Here is an 18109-nt window from a genome sequence, read left to right on the forward strand (position 1 = left end):
AGCCTGATCTTGCCGGCGAGAATTCAATTCCGCGTTCGCGTAGAGGCATGGTGGTGCGAAAACATCAGTGGCCAGGGATCGCAACCCATCAAGAGCCCGAATATACGCCTGCATCTTACTTTGTCTGTCTGCGCTGGAGGTTGAAACTCGGGAGGAGTCCATATACCGGCATGACCGTGCCAGGGGAATACGCAGTGGATTGAATAGACTCGGTACGAACCAGCAGGCTTCCTAAGCCACTGCCATTAAGTGGCCGCAGAAACGAAAAAAGCTCCTACCTAACGGTAAGAGCTTTTCTCAGAATTGTGGTCAGCCAGAGGGATTTATCCTGGGCGGCATCCCGACGCCCGGCCAGGGTTCGACCCAAAGCGCGCAGTGCCTTCCAGGGGGGAGGCACAAAAAAACCGACTCACTTTCGTGAATCGGTTCATTTGAAAAGTGGTCGGCCAGAGAGGATTTGAACCTCCGACCCCCGACACCCCATGACGGTGCGCTACCAGGCTGCGCTACTGGCCGACAAAACAGATTTTAACCAAGGAGCTCGCAGTTGCTTCCAAGATTTTCACTACCGGAATCGCATTCCCATAGTTTAGAAAAAGTGGTCGCCAGAGGGATTTAACCCGGCCGGCGTCCCGGTCCGACCCGAAGTGCGAAGCACTTTCCTGGGTCGACAGTCACAGAAGGGATAATCCATTCTATAACTTTAAGAAAAAGTGGTCGACAGAGGGATTTAACCCGGCCGGCGCCCCGGTCCGACCCAAAGTGCGAAGCACTTTCCAGGGTCGACAGCTACAGAAAGAAAAATCCGTTCTATAACTTTAAGAAAAAGTGGTCGGCCAGAGAGGATTTGAACCTCCGACCCCCGACACCCCATGACGGTGCGCTACCAGGCTGCGCTACTGGCCGACAACGAGGACGCATGATACTCCCTCCCGGCAGATTTGCAAGGGCCTCAGAAGCAAATGGTCTATCTTTGCCCAGCCCTGTGCATCTCCGCTGCATTTCGCGCCAAATCCTGTTCACTATGTGACTAAATGTCTAAAAATTAACGATTTGAAAACTATCCCAGCGCAAACTTCTACAGTAAGAAGGTGTTGCTCAGCACCTTAAACAACTCAGTCCCCTGACGAACACTGGCCGACGCAAAGTGAAGCACAGGTATCACGGTTTCAGGCAGCGTCAGATCTCTGCTCTCCCGCTTTCCCGTCATCAATGCATCGAAGTGCCAAATACGGGCCAACGGCTGCCCCGGATCAACCGGTTGCCCCAGGCTGGCCAGATATTCAATCTGACCACCACAGGGACTGTACACCGCCCGATAATCCGCCAATTGGCAGGCATGCTGAGTTATCTTGGGCAGAGACAGTTCGAACTTAGGCAATACCCGCCGATGCTGCAGATAACGGGCTATCCCCAGGGCATCCCAGTATGCATCTTCGACATTAAGGTACTCCTGAGACCCCAGTTCCAGGGTAAAAGCATCCACCAGGACCGGCAGCTCCCTGCCCCTTTGAGCCATCGCCTCGGACAACTGCCACCAGGGACTGAAGCTGGCCTCATCCATGGCCCCGGCGAAGTCACTGGGAATCAGAATATTGAGTGGAATATTAAACAGATGCGCCCGCTCCCGAGCGTACTCGGGCACATATAGGTGGCGTGCTGAGATAGGACCAGTATGCAGATCCAGAACGATATCTGCCTCCAGAGCCATTTTTTGCAGCCTCAATGCCAGGTGCTGGCCACTTTTCACCCCGAAAGGCGACGCCAGCTTGGTGTCAAGCTGAGCCTGAATCCCCTCTCGCATCGCCTGAGCAAGCTCCAGCTCACTGGCCTGGGTCATGGTCTGCGCCAGATGCTGCACCAGGCTGGGGTCAAAGTGATACTGACGGTTCCAGTTCTCTCCGCTTACCGGGTCAAAGCGGCCAAGGGTAAACTCGCCACTCTTCTGATTGATTCCCAGAGGATTGGCCATGGGCACCAGCACCACATCCCCCAGGGGGGGATGCTTTTTGAAGACCTGAACGAGGTGGTGAATGACTGCATTTCCCTGAACCTCTGCTCCATGGACATTGGCCTGTATATAGGTACTGGGACCTGTCCCCTGCCCTGAAAACCGAATCACTGGCACCGTGATGTCTGTACCTGTCGCCTGTTGGCCAACAACCAGTGAGTGGGTGGTGACTGTCATCGCCTGCTACCGTCTATGGGAAAAACCACCACACTAGGGCAGAGGCTGGTGAAAATCCAGAGCCAAAGGGGCCATTTGGGTTTGGCTGCCAAGCTGATACACTTGGTCACTGCGGTATTTATTGATTAAGGACGGAGCGACCATGTCGTTAGCGGACCAACTTTTAAAAGCAGGCCTGGCCGATAAGAAGTCGGTGCAGAAGGCCAAAAAAGAGAAGCATAAACAGCGTAAAGCCAAGCAAGTTGTGACCGACGAGTCCAAGCAACTGGCAGAGCAACGCAAGCGTGAGCAGCAGGAACGCGACCGCGAGCTGAACCGTCAGAAACAGGAAGAGGCGCAGGCCAAAGCGATTCTGGCGCAGATCAAACAGCTGATCGACACCAGTAAGCAGGATCGCAGCAAGGGCGACATCGCTTACAACTTCAGCCACGATGGCAAGATCACCAAGGTTTACGTGACCAAGGCTCAGCAGCAACAGTTGATTGCCGGCCAACTGGGCATTGTCATCCAGGAGGAGAGCTATGAGCTGGTGCCCTCCAAGGTGGTCGAGAAGATTGAGCAGCGTGACCCCGCCATGGTGATTCCTCTGGCCAAGAGCGAAGAGAGCGCTCCTGCCGAGGACGATCCTTACGCCGATTACCAGATCCCGGACGATCTGATGTGGTAATCAGCACCACAGTGCATCACCGAAAGGCCGACCCAGACGTCGGCCTTTTCTTTGCCTGAATCAAGGGCACCTTTCATTTCCCTAAAAGACTTTCTAACTCATATTCAATGTGTTAGGTAAGAGCAACTCGCGACCAAACCCCGCATTTTCTTTGACATAGATCACACAACATATCTTTGACGGTGCAACGGAAAATTGACGGTGATAGATTGCGCCAAATAATATTCGCCAATGGATTTGGGTGGGTGAACAGGAAGCGGGGCCAGAGTCTTGTAGCTCTTATCGTCCTTATACTCCTGCCGTTTTTGGTTCAGGCCAGATCGGTGGAGATGCAAGTCTTCTATTTCGAGGACAGCGGCAGCGACCTCGCGGTTTACGACATCGCCCGAATGAACCCCGCTCAATGGCAGCTCCTGCCGGATGACACCGCTCGCTTCGGCATCTCCAACTCCACCTACTGGTTGAAGGTGGTGGTCACCAATCAATCGGAACACACCCGTGGCAGGCTGCTTGAGTTCAGTTCCACCACTCAGGACTACATCGAAGTCTACTCCGAGCTCGCAGGCCACCACAGGATGGGGGATCGAATCCCTTTCGATGAGCGCCCGCTGCAGAGCATCACGCCGACTATTGAGCTGACCCTGCCGCCACTGTCACGCACCGATGTCTGGGTCAAGCTGAGCACAGAAGGCGGCTTCTTCGAACTGCTTCCGGTCAAGCTGCACACCAAAGAGGAATGGGCCCAACACCAGCTGGAACGTAACTTCCTGTTTGGGATGTTCTTCGGCTCACTGGCAATCATGCTGGTGTATGGACTGACCCTGTCCCTGGTGCTGAAAAACACCAACTTCATCGCCTATAGCGCCTATCTGTTTACGGCGTTGCTGTGCACCTTCTTCTATTACGGCTTCGGTTTCCGCTGGTTGTGGCCGGAGTGGCCCACACTCAACTTCTGGGCCCTGCAGATAAGCTATGCAGCGCTGATTCTGGCTTCGTCGCTGTTTGCCGAGCGCTTCCTCAATATTCGCCAGCATTTCCCGGTACTGAGACGGGTTTTGCAGCTGCTGATCGGCCTGATGCTGGTCTCTCTGGCTCTGACGCTGGCTGGCGTGCACCTGGCCACCATGGCGATGCTGATTCCGCTGTCGATGATGATTCTGGCCCTACTGAGCGGCTGCGCCGTGGTCACCGCCTGGCGACTGCCGGGTTGGACCAACCTGCTGTTCCTGTTGGCCTGGCCCTGCCTGCTGATCTGCATCGGCCTGAGCTTTGCTAACGCTCTTGGCTGGGTACCCATCTCCCTGGACACCAAATACCTGCTCAGCGGCCTGTTTACCGTAGAGATGCAACTTTTGGGGATTCTGATCTCAAAACAGTTCTACCAGCTCAGAAATGATCTGGTCAGCGCCCGCAGCGACTCCTCCAGACAGATGAATCTGGAGGTGATGGCCAGAAACAAAGAGCTGGAAGTGCTGAATCAGAAGCTCAAGGAGCAGGCCTACTGCGACGCCATGACCGGGCTGAAGAACCGCCGCAGCTTCCGCTATGCCCTGGATAAACTTGAGATTGAGGTCAGCGGCCAGACGCGCGCCCTGGTGCTGATCGATCTGGACCACTTTAAATCGATCAACGACAGATTTGGTCATCAGGTGGGTGACCGTGCCCTGAAACACGCCGCCAAGATCATCGACCAATCGGTGTCCCTGGTCCACGGCCAGTGCTTCCGGGTGGGCGGAGAGGAGTTTGCTGCCATGCTGACGGCGCCGGACCAGCCAGGTCTGGTGGCCCAGTGCGAGATGATTCGCCACAAGCTGGCCCAGACGCCGATGCCGCTGGAATCAGGCAGCCTGCACATCACCGCCTCCATCGGCATCAAGACTGTCGACCCGGGACAATTTGAGTCCTCCAGGCAGATCTACCAACAGGCTGATGCCGCCCTTTACCAGGCCAAGAGACAGGGCAGAAACCGGGTCTGCGAAGCTGGCCTGAGCAACAACTTCGCCGAGTCCCCGGTTCCCGCCTAAACCCAGAACCAAACAGGGCCCCTTTCGGGACCCTGACAATTCTACTCCGGCACTATCCAGCGCAAACGGAAGTTGGCCATCTCATCCTGAGCCAGTTTATCCCTGAGCCAGGGCAGCGCCTTTTGCATCTGCTGTTCCAGGGTCCAGGGCGGGTTGATGACGATCATCCCGGAGCCGGTCATTCCATGCTCGCGGGTGTCTTCGGTGACATTCAGCTCAATCTGCAAGATCTTACGAATGCCGGTGGACTCCAGGGCACGCTCCAGGCGATTGATCTCCTGTCGGCTCACCACGGGGTACCAGATGGCATAGGTGCCGGTGGCCCAGCGCTGAACCCCCTCTTTGACTCCCTTAACCAGATCCTTGTACTCCCCTCTAAGCTCATATGGGGGATCGATCAACACCACACCACGGCGCTCTTTCGGGGGCAAAGAGGCTTTCAGGCGAGCGTAGCCATCCTCCTGGTACACCTTCACCTGACGGTCGCGGGCAAACTCCTGCTTCAGGCGAGGGAAGTCTGTCGGATGCAACTCGGTCAGAACCATACGGTCCTGTTCACGAATCAATGCCCGAGTCAGCAGCGGGCTGCCAGGATAGTAGCGCAGGTTGCCACTGGGGTTGAGTGCCTTTACTGCCTTCAGATAGGGGTGGAGCTCTTCCGGGCAGTCCTCTCCCCAGAGCCGGGCGACGCCATCCACGTACTCGCCGGTTTTCTCGGCGTGTTCAGAGGTCAGATCGTAACGCCCGGCACCGGAATGGGTATCGTGGGCAACAAAGGGCTTATCCTTGCGTTTCAGCGACTCAAGAATCAGCGCCTGAACCGCGTGTTTCAGCACGTCAGCATGATTGCCGGCGTGAAAGCTATGGCGATAGCTCAGCATGGTGTAAAAGGCTCATATAATTTGCAATCGGCGCAGTATATCAACTTGCCCGGCACTCAGGGACACAAATGTGCACCAACTTAGACCAGATTGTCGCAGGCTGATTATACTTTACTCCACGGCTTTTCATTGCCCGTCTGAAAAGACGCCTGCGCAACCGGGAGAGGATCATGACCAGACATCTGTACCTCGCCAACAGCCTGTGGGAACTGGGTCAGATAGAGACCCAACTTGAACGACAGGGCCTGAGCCCCGCCCAGATCCATGTGGTCAGCGACAAGGGCTCTCTGGCAACACGCTTTCATCTGCAAAATGGCAGTTCACTGCTGTTCCTGGAACTGGCCCACTCCACCCTGCAAGGCGCCAAAATCGGTGCCCAACTTGCCCTGATCTGCCTAGCACTGGCCAGCCTGTTCGACGTGGGCAACAGTGCCTATGGCTGGAGCCCCTTTCTGCTTTTTGCCGGGATCCTGCTGGGATTCTGTATCTGGGAGGGCGGCCTGATTGGCATCAGTACCCCCCATGAGATAAGGCAGCGATACCACAGCTCCATCGAACGAGGTCAACACCTGATGCTGGTGGACGTTGATACCACCCAGGAAGCCGATCTCTCTCAGGTCCTGTCCAAACACCCGATGGTGCTGGATGTGGGGCACGAGCAGGGAGTCGAGTCCGGTGCGGTGCGAATTCAGCATTGGTGGCTGAAACACCCACTCTGGTAAACGTAATCTGTTGACGCACGAGGATTCCGCCAGGCTCTCCTGGCACTTAGATAGGGGCAGGAGTAGACTCCCGGAACCCTGCCCCTGTTTTCGAGATCACCATGAACAACTATTTCGACTCGCCCTTTTCTGGCTCGCCCATTAGTGACCAGATCACCAATCCCAATATTATCGCCGGCAAGCACAGCTACTACTCCGGTTACTACCACAATCACAGCTTCGATGACTGCGCCCGCTACCTGGCGCCGGATCGCACCGATGTGGATAAACTGATCATCGGCAGCTACTGCTCCATCGGCTCAGGGGCGGTCTTTATGATGGCGGGCAATCAGGGACACCGCAGTGACTGGGCAGCGACCTTCCCTTTTTTCTACCAGGATAATCCCGCCTTTGGAGGCGCCGCCGACGGTTTCGCTACCTCCGGCGATACGGTGCTTGGCCACGATGTCTGGGTGGGGAGCGAGGCGATGATCATGCCCGGGGTCCAGATAGGCAACGGTGCTATCATTGCCAGCCGTGCCCTGGTGACCAAGGATGTGGCGCCCTATGCGGTCGTCGGCGGCAATCCGGCCAGGGTGCTGAAGATGCGCTTCGATGAGCAGCAGATCGCCTGGCTGCAGCAGATGTGCTGGTGGCAGTGGGATGAGGCCGTATTGGCCGAAGCGATGCCGCTGCTATGCAGCAGCAACATCGAAGGCCTCTATCGGTTCTGGCAGGCGAGGATTCGCTAACTCTTGAGTTTGGCTATTCCCCGGTGACAAAGTGGGTCAGGCGCAGAAGCTGGGTATAGTCTGACTCCATGACCATTAGCGCCACCAACACCAGCAGAGCCAGGGGCGGTAACAAAATGGCGTAGATCAGTGCCAACCGCTCCCAGATCATGTGCATGAACACCGCCACAATCAGCCCCGCCTTGAGCAACATGAACAGGATGATCAGCGTCCAGCGCACCATCCCTTCCAGCCCGGCGTAGTCCACCATGTAGCTCAGGGCACTCAGTACAAACAACAACCCCCAGATCTTGAAGTAGAGCCCTATGGGGTGCTGTTGTCCTCCGTCACTCGTGTGCATACTCCCTCCTACCACAGATAGAAGAAGGCGAAGATGAAGACCCAAACCAGGTCCACGAAGTGCCAATAGAGACCCGTGGTCTCCACAATGCCGTAATCACCGCTGGCCTCGTAATCGCCTCTGCGCACCTTGTTGGCCACCACCAACAGCAGGATGACGCCAATGGAGACGTGCAGACCATGAAAGCCGGTGATCATGAAAAACGCCGCCCCAAACTGAGAGGCCCCCATGGGGTTGCCCCAGGGACGGACACCGTCCTCAATCAACTTGCTCCACTCAAATGCCTGCATCCCCACGAAGCTGGCTCCCAGCACCGCCGTCGCCAGCATCAGGGCCGCCGCCACCTTGCGGTTTTTGCGATAACCAAAGTTCACCGCCATGGCCATGGTGCCGCTGGAGGTGATCAGGATGAAGGTCATGATGGCGATGAGCAGCAGGGGCACGGTCACGCCGCCTACGGTCAGGGCAAACACCTCGGAAGGGATGGGCCAGGGCACAGTGGTGGACATCCGCGCCACCATGTAGCCCACCAGGAATGACCCGAAGACGAAGGTGTCGCTGAGCAGGAAGATCCACATCATCGCCTTGCCCCAGGAGATCTGGAAGGTGCGCCGGTCTCCGGACCAGTCACTGACAAACTGTTGCAGAGCGTTCATCTTAGCCTCCAGTATCAATGCCGCATAATGCTGCCAACAACTTGTAGGTTGCCGGCGGCCGGCTGATGAGGGCAAACAGCACACACCAGAGCAGGAACAGATAGTGCCAGTAGCGGGTCAGCAGCCGCAGGCGCGCCAAGCCAGTGTCCCGCCACAGCTCAGGTAGGATAAAACTCACCACCAGCAGTGCAGCCACCAGGTGCACGGCGTGAAGGCCGGTCAACAGGAAATAGAACCCCGCCGCCGGACCGCTCTGCAGACCAAAGCCACGCTCGGCGAAGGCCTGCCATACCGACCACTGCCCCACCAGAAACACCAGGGCCAGGGAGAGGGCTGCGGCCATGGCCAGCATGCCGCCGCCTTCGCGCCGCTGCAGGCAGGCCAGTTGCATCACCAGGGAGGAACACAGCAGCACCAGGGTGTTTATCCATAAAGGCGTCAGGTCGAACAGGGGCTGCCAGGGCTGCTCGGTCAGAGGCTGCCAGTCTGGAGACTGGGAGCGCATGATGGCGGAGAGCATAAAGAGCACAAACAGCGAGGTGATCACCGCCAGGCCCACCCACAGGCCGACGGAACCGGCATCCCTGCCCGTGCCAGCTTCAGGCAGGTAACCGGAGTCCTGCCAGGGCTTTTGCATTAGGGTATCGAGCAGTTTCATCGGCTCACCTCCGGCTGGACTTCTCCATGCAGGGCGTCGCCACCCCGCCAGGGATCGGTCTGCACCACCATGTCATCAGGATGGCCGGGCACACTGTAGTCATAGGCCCAGCGATAGACCACGGGCAGTTCGGGCCCCCAGTTACCATGACCCGGCGGCAGAGTTGGGGTTTGCCACTCCAATGACGCCGATTGCCACGGATTGGCCTTGGCTTTGGGGCCTCTGACGTAACTCCAGGCCAGGTTGAACAGGAACAGCAGTTGGGCCACACCAACGATAAGGGCCGCCACGGTGATAAAGGCGTTGATGCTGTGGGCTTCCGGAGGAATAAAAGCATAGTCGTCATAGGCGTAGTAGCGCCTCGGCAGGCCCAAAACCCCGAGGTAGTGCATGGGGAAGTAGATGGCCCAGGTGCCGAGGAAGGTGATCCAGAAGTGCAGCTTGCCCAGGCCGTCATGGAGCATGCGGCCAGTAACACTGGGGTACCAGTGGTAGATGCCGCCGAAGATCACCAGAATTGGCGCCACCCCCATCACCATATGGAAGTGCGCCACCACGAAGTAGGTGTCGGACAGGGGCAGGTCCACCACCACATTGCCCAGGAACAGCCCGGTCATGCCGCCGAAAACGAAAGTCAGCACAAAGGCCACCGAGTAGAGCATGGGCACCGTCATCCGCACATTGCCCCGCCACATGGTCAGTACCCAGTTATACACCTTGATGGCGGTGGGTACGGCGATGATCAGGGTGGAAACTGCGAAGAAGAACCCAAAGTAGGGGTTCATGCCCGAGACATACATGTGGTGCGCCCAGACCACGAAACTGAGCACCCCGATAATGACGATGGCCCACACCATCATGCGGTAGCCGAAGATGGTCTTGCGGGCATTGACGCTGATGAGATCGGAGACGATGCCAAAAGCGGGCAGCGCCACGATGTACACCTCGGGATGACCGAAAAACCAGAACAGGTGCTGGAACAGTATGGGACTGCCGCCGCCATAGTCTGTGGCCTGTCCCAGGGAGATAAGCTCGGGCATAAAGAAGCTGGTGCCCAGCAGCTTGTCGAACAACATCATCACCGCACTGACAAACAGCGCCGGAAAGGCCAGCAACGCCATGATGGTGGCCATAAAGATCCCCCAGACCGTCAGGGGCATGCGCATCAGGGTCATTCCCCGGGTGCGCGCCTGCAGCACTGTGGTGACGTAGTTAAGGCCGCCCATGGTGGCCGCCACGATGAACACAGCCAGGGAGACCAACATCAACACGATGCCGCCGTCGACTCCGGGTGTTCCCTGAAGGATTGCCTGGGGCGGATACAGGGTCCAGCCCGCCCCGGTGGGGCCTCCGGTGACAAAAAAACTGGCCATCAAGATCAGCACTGCCACCAGATAGGCCCAGTAACTGAGCATATTCAGGAAGGGGAACACCATGTCCCGGGCACCGACCATCAAGGGGATCAGGTAGTTTCCAAACCCTCCCAGGAACAGGGCGGTTAACAGGTAGACCACCATGATCATCCCGTGCATGGTGATCATCTGGTAATAGGAAGCAGGATCGATGAAATCAAACTGGTCCGGGAATCCCAGTTGCAGGCGCATAAACAGAGACAGCACCAAAGCCACCAGCCCGACGGCCACGGCGGTCAGGGTGTACTGAATGGCAATCACCTTATGGTCCTGGCTGAATACGTATTTTTGCCAGAACCCAGTGGGCGCCGGATGATCAAACTCCTGGCTCATATTCGCCTCCTGTCAGGGGCTGTCCGCCAGCTCCTGGATATACAGAATCAGTGCCTGGGTCTCTTCCTCGGTCAACGGCATCGGGGGCATCAGGGGCTGATACCCTTCCACCAGCTCTGCCGCTGGTTCTATGATGGCCCGGCGCAGGTATGGTTCATCGGCCACCAGGGTACGTCCGTCAGTCAGTGTCCGCTCACTGCCCGCCAGCCCCAGCCAACTGGGCCCCACGCCCGGTTTGCCGTCAATACTGTGGCAGGCGATGCACCCCTTGCTGCGCGCCAGCTGTTCTCCGGATAGGGGCTCGGCGGCACCCTCTGCAGGCAGGGTCACCGGCACAGGCGGCTCGGCTGCGCCTGCCTCTTCAGGCGACACGTCACCAACCACCCCTCCCCGCTCACGGATATAAGCGATGATGGCCTCAAGCTGCAGATCCGTGAGCGCCGGATAGGGAGGCATCACGTTGGTGTACCCCTCGACCAGGCTAACTCCCGGTTCGCGGATCGCTTCAATCAGATAGGCGTCATCCACCAGAACGGTGCTGCCGTCAGACAAGGTTTCCTGTTTGCCATAGAGTCCCAACCAGCTGGGTGCCAGCGGGCTGGACTCAAAGCCATGGCAAGCCAGACACCCCTGGGACGTGGCCAAGGTCTCTCCCTCCCGGGCCTGAGGGCTCAAGCCGCTGGACACAGAAGCGGTCATGCTGGAGGCGAAGGTCGGCAACCCTGCCACCCAGGCCTGAAAAGAGTCTGGCGACTCCACCAGCAAACTGCCTCTCATGTTGAAGTGCCCCACCCCACACAGCTCGGCACAAAGGATCTCAAACTCCCCTTCACGGGTGGGAGTGAACCACATGGAGGAAACGATGCCAGGCACAGCATCTATCTTGTTACGCATCTGAGGGACATAAAAATCGTGGAGCACATCTTTGGAGCGCAGCAGTATTTGAACCGGCTTGTCCAAGGGCAGATGAAGCCGATTGGTGGTCACCAGACGGTCATCCTGGCCGGCGGAGTCGGCCGGGTCTATGCCAAAGGGGTTGTCCGGCGCAATGCGCTTGATGTCGGTGCGGCCCAATAGGCCATCCTCACCAGGCAGGCGGAACTTCCAGCTCCACTGTTCGGCCAGCACCTCAACCTGGTGAGCATCGTCAGGCACACTGACCACATCGGAGTAGACATAGAGACCGGGCACCAACATGGCGGTGATCCCCACCGCCGTCAGCCCGGTCAACCACCACTCCAACCGGGAATTTTCCGGCTGATACTCCGCCTGCTGGTCCTTACGATAACGGTAGCGGTACACCGCCCAAGCCATAAACACCACCACAGCGATGAACACCAAACCGGTGATCACCAAGGTGATGGCAATGGTCAGGTCAATGTCACCCCAGTTGGAGGCCAGTTCGGGCAATTGCCATCCTCCAGCAAAATGAAACCAGAGAGAGGCAAGCAACAGGGCGATCAGGACGATGGCTATGGTCATAGGCGACATCCCACTTACCGCATTGAGAACGGCGCCGGGCAGAAGCCTGAGCTATAAAAGGTTTCCACCTCAGCGATAACCACTAAGACTAGAAGCGAATCTGGCACAACGCCAAGGAATCCTGTGCAAGCAGGTCACAGGAGAAAACCATTGGTTCATTTTTCAGAACAAAGTGTTCGGTCTAAATTGGTGATTTTTCAAGCGTCCGCCGTGGAGCAGCCAATATTATCTGGTATGATTCCCGCCACTGAATGCGACGGCTAACGCCAAGCCAACAGAGATAAAAACAGCAGGCACGCATCAGAATTTGCCAGTTACATAAGTGACTTGGAGTGCAAGCCCCAGAAAAATGAACCCTATCTCTACCGCAGAAATAGGGGAAGGCTCAGCCTAAAACAGCAAAAACAACAGGCTGCTCGCCCTTATCATTGTGCGGAATGTAGAACACTGAGTTTTCACCCATTAACTACAACAGGAAAACTCATAAATTTTCCGGGTCCTTACCCCGGATTCGCACCCTGAACACGGCGCTCCCACTGCCTCTGGCACAACCCTACAACCTCATAGAAACAGGACAGTTGTCATGAGTCTCGCCGATAAAGTTTTGGCCGTTAACAACGATCTTCCTATCCGTACCGATCAGCCGGTTCACAGTGGCAAAGTACGCAGCGTCTACTGGCTCACTGCCGAAGACAGCGCTCGTCTGATCAAGGAAAAAGGCTATGACGTCGCCGCCGATGCCCCGCTGGCCATCATGGTGATCAGTGACCGCATCAGTGCCTTTGACTGCATCTGGCATGGCGAGAATGGCCTGTCCGGCGTGCCTGGAAAAGGCGCTGCCCTGAACGCCATCTCCAACCACTGGTTCAAGCTGTTCCGCGAACAGGGCCTGGCGGACAGCCACATCCTGGACATTCCCCACCCCTTCGTCTGGATCGTCCAAAAAGCACGCCCGGTCATGATTGAAGCCATCTGTCGCCAATACATCACCGGCTCCATGTGGCGCAGCTACACCAAGGGTGAGCGCGAGTTCTGCGGCATCCAGATCCCCGAAGGACTGGAGAAAGACCAGAAACTGCCAGAGCTGCTGATCACTCCGTCCACCAAGGGGATCCTCAAGGGTATCCCTGGGGTGCCTGAAGCGGACGATGTGAACATCACCCGCCAGAACATCGTCGATAACTACCCGGCCTTCAATTTCCGCACCCAGGATGACATCGGCTTGTATGAAAAGCTGCTTAAAGAGGGCTTCGACGTCATCAGCGACGCCCTGGGCAAACTGGACCAGGTGTTTGTCGACACCAAGTTCGAGTTTGGTTACGTCACCGACAGTCAGGGTCAGGAAAAACTGATCTACATGGACGAGGTGGGGACCCCCGACTCTTCCCGCATCTGGGACGGCCCCAGCTACCGGGACGGCATAGTGGTGGAAAACTCCAAAGAGGGCTTCCGTCAAATGCTGCTGAGCCACTTCCCCGACCCGGATATCCTGCTCAACAAGGACCGCATGGATGAGCGTCAGGCCCTGGCCCGAGACAACGATCTGCCTGAAGCGGTTCTGATGGAGGTCTCCCGCACCTATGTGGATATTGCCGAGAAGATCACCGGCCAGAAGCTGGTGCTGTCCGACAATCCCAAGGCGGAGATCATCCAGATCTTGAAGGAAGAGTACGGTCTGGTTGACTAAGGCCTGTGTTCGGCAAGCCGCAACGGCGGCTTGCCCTCTTGCCCTTCAGAAACCAACTTCGTGATCGATACATAAATTTATACTTATTTAGAAATATCTAATATACAAAATTGACCCCCGCCCCTATCCTTGCCTCACATCCACCCGGCGCAAGGAAACACCATGCCCTTCTTTAAAAAACTTCTTATCATCGGACTGTCCCTTTTGGCCTGCCTTAATCTGGCGCCGGCTCAAGCGATAGAGCGCCCCCTCGATGCCCAAGCACTACAAGGGGTAACCCAGGGCAAAGCGCTGTTTGATATAAATCTGTCCGAACTCGACAAGCTCCCTCTTTATCTTCAGGTCATTGAGATGACCCATGATGGACTGGCAGCGCAAGGGGTTGCGCCTGACTTCGTCATCGCGTTTCGGGGTGCATCGGTGCAATTTATTGCCGGTCCGATTAACCAGAATCCCGCCAGCCAGAAGATAGCCGAACAGGTTAAGAGACTTCACGCCAAAGGGGTTCGCATTGAGGCCTGCTCCATTGCGACTGAGCTTTTTGGGGTAGACAACAGCCAGCTTCTGCCTGGCATAGAACTGGTGGGTAACACCTTTATCTCCCTTGTCGGATACCAGGCTCAGGGCTACAGCAGCGTCGTTATCATGTAAAAAGGGGCCCGAACGGGCCCCTCGTGCTGTCTGTATCCGGATCACTATACCTTGAACTGAGTGACGATCTCGCGTTGCTCCACCGACAGCTGCTGCAGCTCTTCACTCAACCCTGCAGAGGCCTCCGCCTCGGTGGCGATGGAGCGACTGGCTTCACGAATGTTGCTGACGTTCAGGCTGATCTCATTGGAGACACTGCTCTGCTCCGAGGCCAAATTGGCTATCATGGCGCCGTTGTCGGTGATATGGCGAATGTGCTCCACGATCACCTTAAGAGCGTCATCCATCGCCTGCACCTGGCTGACTGCGGCCAGGGCCTTGTCGTTGCCGCTGCTAATAGCCTGAACCACGTTGCGCGTGCCGCCCTGCAACAGCTCTATCAACCGGCGGATCTCCCCCACCGATTGCTGGGTACGCTCCGCCAGGGCGCGAACCTCGGATGCCACCACCGCAAAGCCACGCCCCTGCTCCCCTGCCCTGGCCGCTTCGATGGCGGCATTGAGTGCCAGCAGGTTAGTCTGCTCGGCGATCTCCTGAATCACCTTGAGGATGGACTCGATGTTTTGACTCTCCTGCTCCAGCTGACGGGCCATGGGCATCGCCTCGGACACATCCTGCACCAGTGACTGCACCGCCACACTGGTGTCGCCGGCCACCTGCTGGCCTTCAGAGGCTGCCTCGCCAGCGTCCCCCGCCGCATCCGCCGCCTGAGCCGCGTTTTCAGAAACGCTGTTAGCGGTCGCAGTCATCTGCTCCAGGGCTGTGGCCACCTGCTCCATCTCCAGCAGTTGCTGCTGACTACTGTCACTGGTGCGCGCAGCAATCTCAGACGCTCGCTGTGAGGTGGCCTGCCCCTGATTAACCGACTCATCAATCAGTTGCACCGTGGTTTGCAGCTTTTCCAGAAACTGATTAAACCAATGCACCAAGGTGCCCACTTCGTCCCGATGCTCGATGGTCAGACGCTGAGTCAGGTCCCATTCGCCTGAGGCGATGGTTTGCAGCCTGTGGGTCATGTTCCAGATGGGACGCACCAGGTACAGGGAGCTTATCCAGATGACCCCCAGTGATGCCAAGGTAATCACCACGGCCACCAACAGGGCCTGCCAGGTGGCGGTGTCATTGTGGTCTGCAATGGCTTTATCCAGGGCAATCGCGCTGGCCAGCACCTGCTCGGCAGGGGCACTGAAGGCCAGGGTCCAGCTGTTGCCGGTACCACTGAACACGATACTTTCCACAGCATACAGGGTGGCCAGGTCGTCGCTCCATTCACAGCTTCCCGGCTGCTGTTCCAGTGCAGCCTGAATCGCAGCAGGCAGGGTGCTTTTCGACTCACCAAGCAGGGTGACGTCGGTGTCATTGGCCACCACAAAGCCATCCTGGCTGACCAGTGCCACCTGCCCCTCCCCGGACACTAATTGACTGTCCACCTGCTCAATCAGCGGCTGCATGGCCGCAACGGACAAATCGATGCCCACCACCCCGATAATCCGGCCTTGGGAAATAAGAGGCACAGTCACCGAGGTGATCAGCTCCTGATCGCTGCCCACCTCATCGACATAGGGGTTCAGCACACAGGCTCGGCCGCGCTCCAGTGGACAACTGAACCACTGGTTCTGAGGCATACCTTGCTTGGTTGGGTTGCTGTTGCTGACATCATGCTCGCTGACCACCTGCAACACCGGCTTACCACTGGCATCGCGATACCAATAGGGCGCAAACCGTCCTTGCTCATTGGAGGCCAGGGTGAAGTTGTCGTGGAACAGGTAATCCTGGTCGTCCAAAGCGTCAGGGCGCATCACCAGAAAGATGCCTTTGATGTCGCCGTGGGCTTCCACCAGGTGGTGAACATACTCTTTCAGATGCCGACGCAAATTGGCCATGTCGCCGTTTTGCTCGAGTGCATCGGCGCGCATGCTCAATACAGACTCGGCAATCACCTCGACACGGAACAGGTGGCGCTCGATGACACTGCGAACCTGTGATGCCTGATCGGAGGCCAGGGCACCCACATAGTCTCGTGCCGACTGGCGGAGATTGTCCGAGGTTTGCTGGCGAATCAGCACCTGGGACTGGCTGGAGTCGTACAGGAAAAAACTGACCATGGTCCCAAGGGCCAGGATCAGACAGATGGCAGCCAGAATGGCTATCTTGTTACGAATAGAGATGTTATGCATTTATCGGATCCGATTCATTCCCCCTCTGTTGCCCGACGCAATCATTGCTCTCTCACCTGCAATAAGGGGCCCACTCTACCCCAGAGATATCCATAGATAAATCGCTAATTATCAGATAGATGACCAAAACATCTGTGACCGCACAAAACCGAACACCGCCCCCAATATCTCTTAGGTTCTACAACGCTTTGGTCGCACAGCGCCGCCTGCGGCCACAACCAGGTTACCAAAAGTATACTGATTGACTATGGTTACCATCCGGTACCAGAATAGCCATAAATCATTGTCTACCCGGAGCCAGAAGGCATGAACCTACTCATCATCAACACTCATCAGCCCTACCCTTTTTCCGAGGGTAAGCTGAGCTCGGCCATGGTTGGTCTCGCGCAAGAGGTCGCCCAGGGAAAAGGGCACAACGTTCAGACCACCACCATGACCGAGCCCTATGACGTACAAGAAGAGATCGACAAACACCTATGGGCCGATCTGGTCATCGTCCAGATCCCGGTCAATTGGATGGGGGTCCCCTGGAGCTTTAAGAAATACATGGATGAGGTCTACACCACCGGAATGATGGGGGCCCTGTGTGATGGCGATGGCCGAAGCCGGGACGACAGCAGTCGCCAATATGGCAGCGGTGGCAAACTCAGCAGCCGTTACCTGCTGTCCCTGACATTCAACGCGCCAGCCGACGCGTTTGACGACCCCAATCAACAGTTGTTTCAGGGCAAGAGTGTGGACGACCTGATGTTCCCCATGCACATGAACTTCAAGTTTTTCGGTATGGTTCCGCTGCCCACGTTCGCCGCATTTGATGTGATGAAAAACCCCCAAACCGAGCAGGATCTCGTACGCTTTCAGCAGCACCTAAATCAAGTCCTTTAAGGAGAGAGAACATGAGCACCGCCCACAGCCCCAAATTGGCCGCAGGCCAGCCCTTCCCTGAGCTCTCGGTAACCACCTCCGACGGCCAACAGGTGCGCCTGGGACAGCCGCGCCCAGAGACAGGCGCCAACTGGCAGATGGTGCTGGTCTACCGGGGGCGCCACTGCCCGCTTTGCACCAAGTATCTGAACCAGTTGGAAGGGTTTCGCGAAGAGCTTAAGGAGGTTGGCGTGGACATTCTGGCGGTATCCGCTGATTCCGAAGCCCAGCTCAGAGAGCATCGCTCCCGGCTGAATGTGGAGTTCCCAATCGCCTATGGCCTGACCCAGGCGCAGATGGATCAGCTCGGCGTCTACGTCTCCCTGCCGCGATCGGAGCAGGAAACCGACCATAATTTTGCCGAGCCCGGCCTGTTTGTGGTGAACGAAGAGGGCAACCTGCATGTGGTGGACATCTCCAACAACCCCTTCGTCCGCCCGGAACTGCAAGCACTGGTCAACGGATTGCGCTGGATTCGGGACCCGGACAACCACTATCCGATCCGCGGTACTCGCCAGGGCCCTGAGTCAGAGCTGATCTACAGATAAAAAAACGTACTAGCGACAAGTGAGAGGA

At 57.1% G+C, this 18109-nt stretch carries 16 protein-coding genes and 2 tRNA genes; 8 read left to right on the top strand and 10 right to left on the bottom strand.

All coding sequences use genetic code 11. The features are described 5' to 3' along the window. Positions 1-439: 439 nt before the first annotated feature. From QUE41_RS13285 to QUE41_RS13295, 3 genes are all read right to left on the bottom strand, one after another. Positions 440-516 (bottom strand) — tRNA-Pro (locus QUE41_RS13285). 313 nt (positions 517-829) lie between these two features. Continuing rightward, positions 830-906: transfer RNA gene (locus QUE41_RS13290), tRNA-Pro, on the bottom strand. 172 nt (positions 907-1078) lie between these two features. Next, the gene (locus QUE41_RS13295) at positions 1079-2188 is read right to left on the bottom strand and encodes a M14 family metallopeptidase (RefSeq protein ID WP_286339506.1); all 1110 of its coding nucleotides are present in this window, start codon (positions 2186-2188) and stop codon (positions 1079-1081) included. A gap of 142 nt (positions 2189-2330) precedes the next feature. On the opposite strand from QUE41_RS13295, the gene QUE41_RS13300 reads away from it, so the two are divergent. Continuing rightward, positions 2331-2855, top strand: coding sequence for a DUF2058 domain-containing protein (locus tag QUE41_RS13300; RefSeq protein ID WP_286339507.1), 525 nt, complete (start codon positions 2331-2333; stop codon positions 2853-2855). A 329-nt stretch (positions 2856-3184) separates the two neighbouring features. Beyond that, a complete protein-coding gene (locus tag QUE41_RS13305) occupies positions 3185-4879 on the top strand; it encodes a sensor domain-containing diguanylate cyclase (RefSeq protein WP_286339508.1) in 1695 nt (564 codons plus the stop codon). Positions 4880-4920: 41 nt separating this feature from the next. Here QUE41_RS13305 and QUE41_RS13310 read toward each other — a convergent pair whose 3' ends face one another. Then, the gene (locus tag QUE41_RS13310) at positions 4921-5760 is read right to left on the bottom strand and encodes a 23S rRNA (adenine(2030)-N(6))-methyltransferase RlmJ (protein WP_286339509.1); all 840 of its coding nucleotides are present in this window, start codon (positions 5758-5760) and stop codon (positions 4921-4923) included. A 170-nt stretch (positions 5761-5930) separates the two neighbouring features. Here QUE41_RS13310 and QUE41_RS13315 point away from each other — a divergent pair, with 170 nt between their 5' ends. Both QUE41_RS13315 and catB read left to right on the top strand, forming a co-directional pair. Next, on the top strand, positions 5931-6482 hold the full coding sequence (locus QUE41_RS13315; protein ID WP_286339510.1) for a hypothetical protein: 552 nt from the start codon (positions 5931-5933) through the stop codon (positions 6480-6482). Positions 6483-6583: 101 nt separating this feature from the next. Further along, on the top strand, positions 6584-7213 hold the full coding sequence (gene catB, locus QUE41_RS13320; RefSeq protein WP_286339511.1) for a type B chloramphenicol O-acetyltransferase: 630 nt from the start codon (positions 6584-6586) through the stop codon (positions 7211-7213). A gap of 13 nt (positions 7214-7226) precedes the next feature. Here the strand turns inward: catB and QUE41_RS13325 are convergent, their stop codons facing one another. Genes QUE41_RS13325 through QUE41_RS13345 form a run of 5 tightly spaced genes read right to left on the bottom strand, consistent with a single transcriptional unit; the run spans position 7227 to position 12094 of the window. Further along, complete coding sequence (locus tag QUE41_RS13325; RefSeq protein ID WP_286339512.1) at positions 7227-7553, bottom strand: cytochrome C oxidase subunit IV family protein; 327 nt, start codon at positions 7551-7553, stop codon at positions 7227-7229. 8 nt (positions 7554-7561) lie between these two features. After that, complete coding sequence (locus tag QUE41_RS13330) at positions 7562-8209, bottom strand: heme-copper oxidase subunit III family protein (RefSeq protein WP_286339513.1); 648 nt, start codon at positions 8207-8209, stop codon at positions 7562-7564. 1 nt (position 8210) lies between these two features. Then, positions 8211-8867 carry a cytochrome c oxidase subunit 3 gene (locus QUE41_RS13335; RefSeq protein ID WP_286339514.1) on the bottom strand — a complete coding sequence of 219 codons (657 nt, stop codon included), beginning with the start codon at positions 8865-8867 and terminating at the stop codon, positions 8211-8213. After that, positions 8864-10612, bottom strand: a complete 1749-nt coding sequence (locus tag QUE41_RS13340; protein WP_286339515.1) for a cytochrome c oxidase subunit I — start codon at positions 10610-10612, stop codon at positions 8864-8866. The genes QUE41_RS13335 and QUE41_RS13340 overlap by 4 nt, the downstream gene beginning before the upstream one ends. A 12-nt stretch (positions 10613-10624) precedes the next feature. Further along, the gene (locus QUE41_RS13345; RefSeq protein WP_286339516.1) at positions 10625-12094 is read right to left on the bottom strand and encodes a c-type cytochrome; all 1470 of its coding nucleotides are present in this window, start codon (positions 12092-12094) and stop codon (positions 10625-10627) included. A 583-nt stretch (positions 12095-12677) separates the two neighbouring features. On the opposite strand from QUE41_RS13345, the gene QUE41_RS13350 reads away from it, so the two are divergent. Further along, positions 12678-13781, top strand: a complete 1104-nt coding sequence (locus tag QUE41_RS13350) for a phosphoribosylaminoimidazolesuccinocarboxamide synthase (protein WP_286339517.1) — start codon at positions 12678-12680, stop codon at positions 13779-13781. Positions 13782-13943: 162 nt separating this feature from the next. Then, complete coding sequence (locus QUE41_RS13355; protein ID WP_286339518.1) at positions 13944-14432, top strand: DsrE family protein; 489 nt, start codon at positions 13944-13946, stop codon at positions 14430-14432. Between the two features lie 44 nt (positions 14433-14476). Here QUE41_RS13355 and QUE41_RS13360 read toward each other — a convergent pair whose 3' ends face one another. After that, on the bottom strand, positions 14477-16609 hold the full coding sequence (locus QUE41_RS13360; protein ID WP_286339519.1) for a methyl-accepting chemotaxis protein: 2133 nt from the start codon (positions 16607-16609) through the stop codon (positions 14477-14479). A gap of 306 nt (positions 16610-16915) precedes the next feature. Here QUE41_RS13360 and QUE41_RS13365 point away from each other — a divergent pair, with 306 nt between their 5' ends. Further along, on the top strand, positions 16916-17494 hold the full coding sequence (locus QUE41_RS13365) for an NAD(P)H-dependent oxidoreductase (protein WP_286339520.1): 579 nt from the start codon (positions 16916-16918) through the stop codon (positions 17492-17494). Between the two features lie 11 nt (positions 17495-17505). Then, positions 17506-18081: a peroxiredoxin family protein gene (locus tag QUE41_RS13370; protein WP_286339521.1), complete on the top strand. Its 576-nt coding sequence runs from the start codon at positions 17506-17508 to the stop codon at positions 18079-18081. Positions 18082-18109: the final 28 nt, after the last annotated feature.

The sequence above is a fragment of the Ferrimonas sp. YFM genome, from assembly GCF_030296015.1.
In the GTDB taxonomy this organism is placed as follows: domain Bacteria; phylum Pseudomonadota; class Gammaproteobacteria; order Enterobacterales; family Shewanellaceae; genus Ferrimonas.

Excerpts from the sequence above, each read along its gene's own strand:
- QUE41_RS13295 (WP_286339506.1), bottom strand. The coding sequence starts at position 2,188 with ATGACAGTCACCACCCACTCACTGGTTGTTGGCCAACAGGCGACAGGT.
- QUE41_RS13300 (WP_286339507.1), top strand. The coding sequence starts at position 2,331 with ATGTCGTTAGCGGACCAACTTTTAAAAGCAGGCCTGGCCGATAAGAAG.
- QUE41_RS13305 (WP_286339508.1), top strand. The coding sequence starts at position 3,185 with ATGCAAGTCTTCTATTTCGAGGACAGCGGCAGCGACCTCGCGGTTTAC.
- QUE41_RS13310 (WP_286339509.1), bottom strand. The coding sequence starts at position 5,760 with ATGCTGAGCTATCGCCATAGCTTTCACGCCGGCAATCATGCTGACGTG.
- QUE41_RS13315 (WP_286339510.1), top strand. The coding sequence starts at position 5,931 with ATGACCAGACATCTGTACCTCGCCAACAGCCTGTGGGAACTGGGTCAG.
- catB (WP_286339511.1), top strand. The coding sequence starts at position 6,584 with ATGAACAACTATTTCGACTCGCCCTTTTCTGGCTCGCCCATTAGTGAC.
- QUE41_RS13325 (WP_286339512.1), bottom strand. The coding sequence starts at position 7,553 with ATGCACACGAGTGACGGAGGACAACAGCACCCCATAGGGCTCTACTTC.
- QUE41_RS13330 (WP_286339513.1), bottom strand. The coding sequence starts at position 8,209 with ATGAACGCTCTGCAACAGTTTGTCAGTGACTGGTCCGGAGACCGGCGC.
- QUE41_RS13335 (WP_286339514.1), bottom strand. The coding sequence starts at position 8,867 with ATGAAACTGCTCGATACCCTAATGCAAAAGCCCTGGCAGGACTCCGGT.
- QUE41_RS13340 (WP_286339515.1), bottom strand. The coding sequence starts at position 10,612 with ATGAGCCAGGAGTTTGATCATCCGGCGCCCACTGGGTTCTGGCAAAAA.
- QUE41_RS13345 (WP_286339516.1), bottom strand. The coding sequence starts at position 12,094 with ATGACCATAGCCATCGTCCTGATCGCCCTGTTGCTTGCCTCTCTCTGG.
- QUE41_RS13350 (WP_286339517.1), top strand. The coding sequence starts at position 12,678 with ATGAGTCTCGCCGATAAAGTTTTGGCCGTTAACAACGATCTTCCTATC.
- QUE41_RS13355 (WP_286339518.1), top strand. The coding sequence starts at position 13,944 with ATGCCCTTCTTTAAAAAACTTCTTATCATCGGACTGTCCCTTTTGGCC.
- QUE41_RS13360 (WP_286339519.1), bottom strand. The coding sequence starts at position 16,609 with ATGCATAACATCTCTATTCGTAACAAGATAGCCATTCTGGCTGCCATC.
- QUE41_RS13365 (WP_286339520.1), top strand. The coding sequence starts at position 16,916 with ATGAACCTACTCATCATCAACACTCATCAGCCCTACCCTTTTTCCGAG.
- QUE41_RS13370 (WP_286339521.1), top strand. The coding sequence starts at position 17,506 with ATGAGCACCGCCCACAGCCCCAAATTGGCCGCAGGCCAGCCCTTCCCT.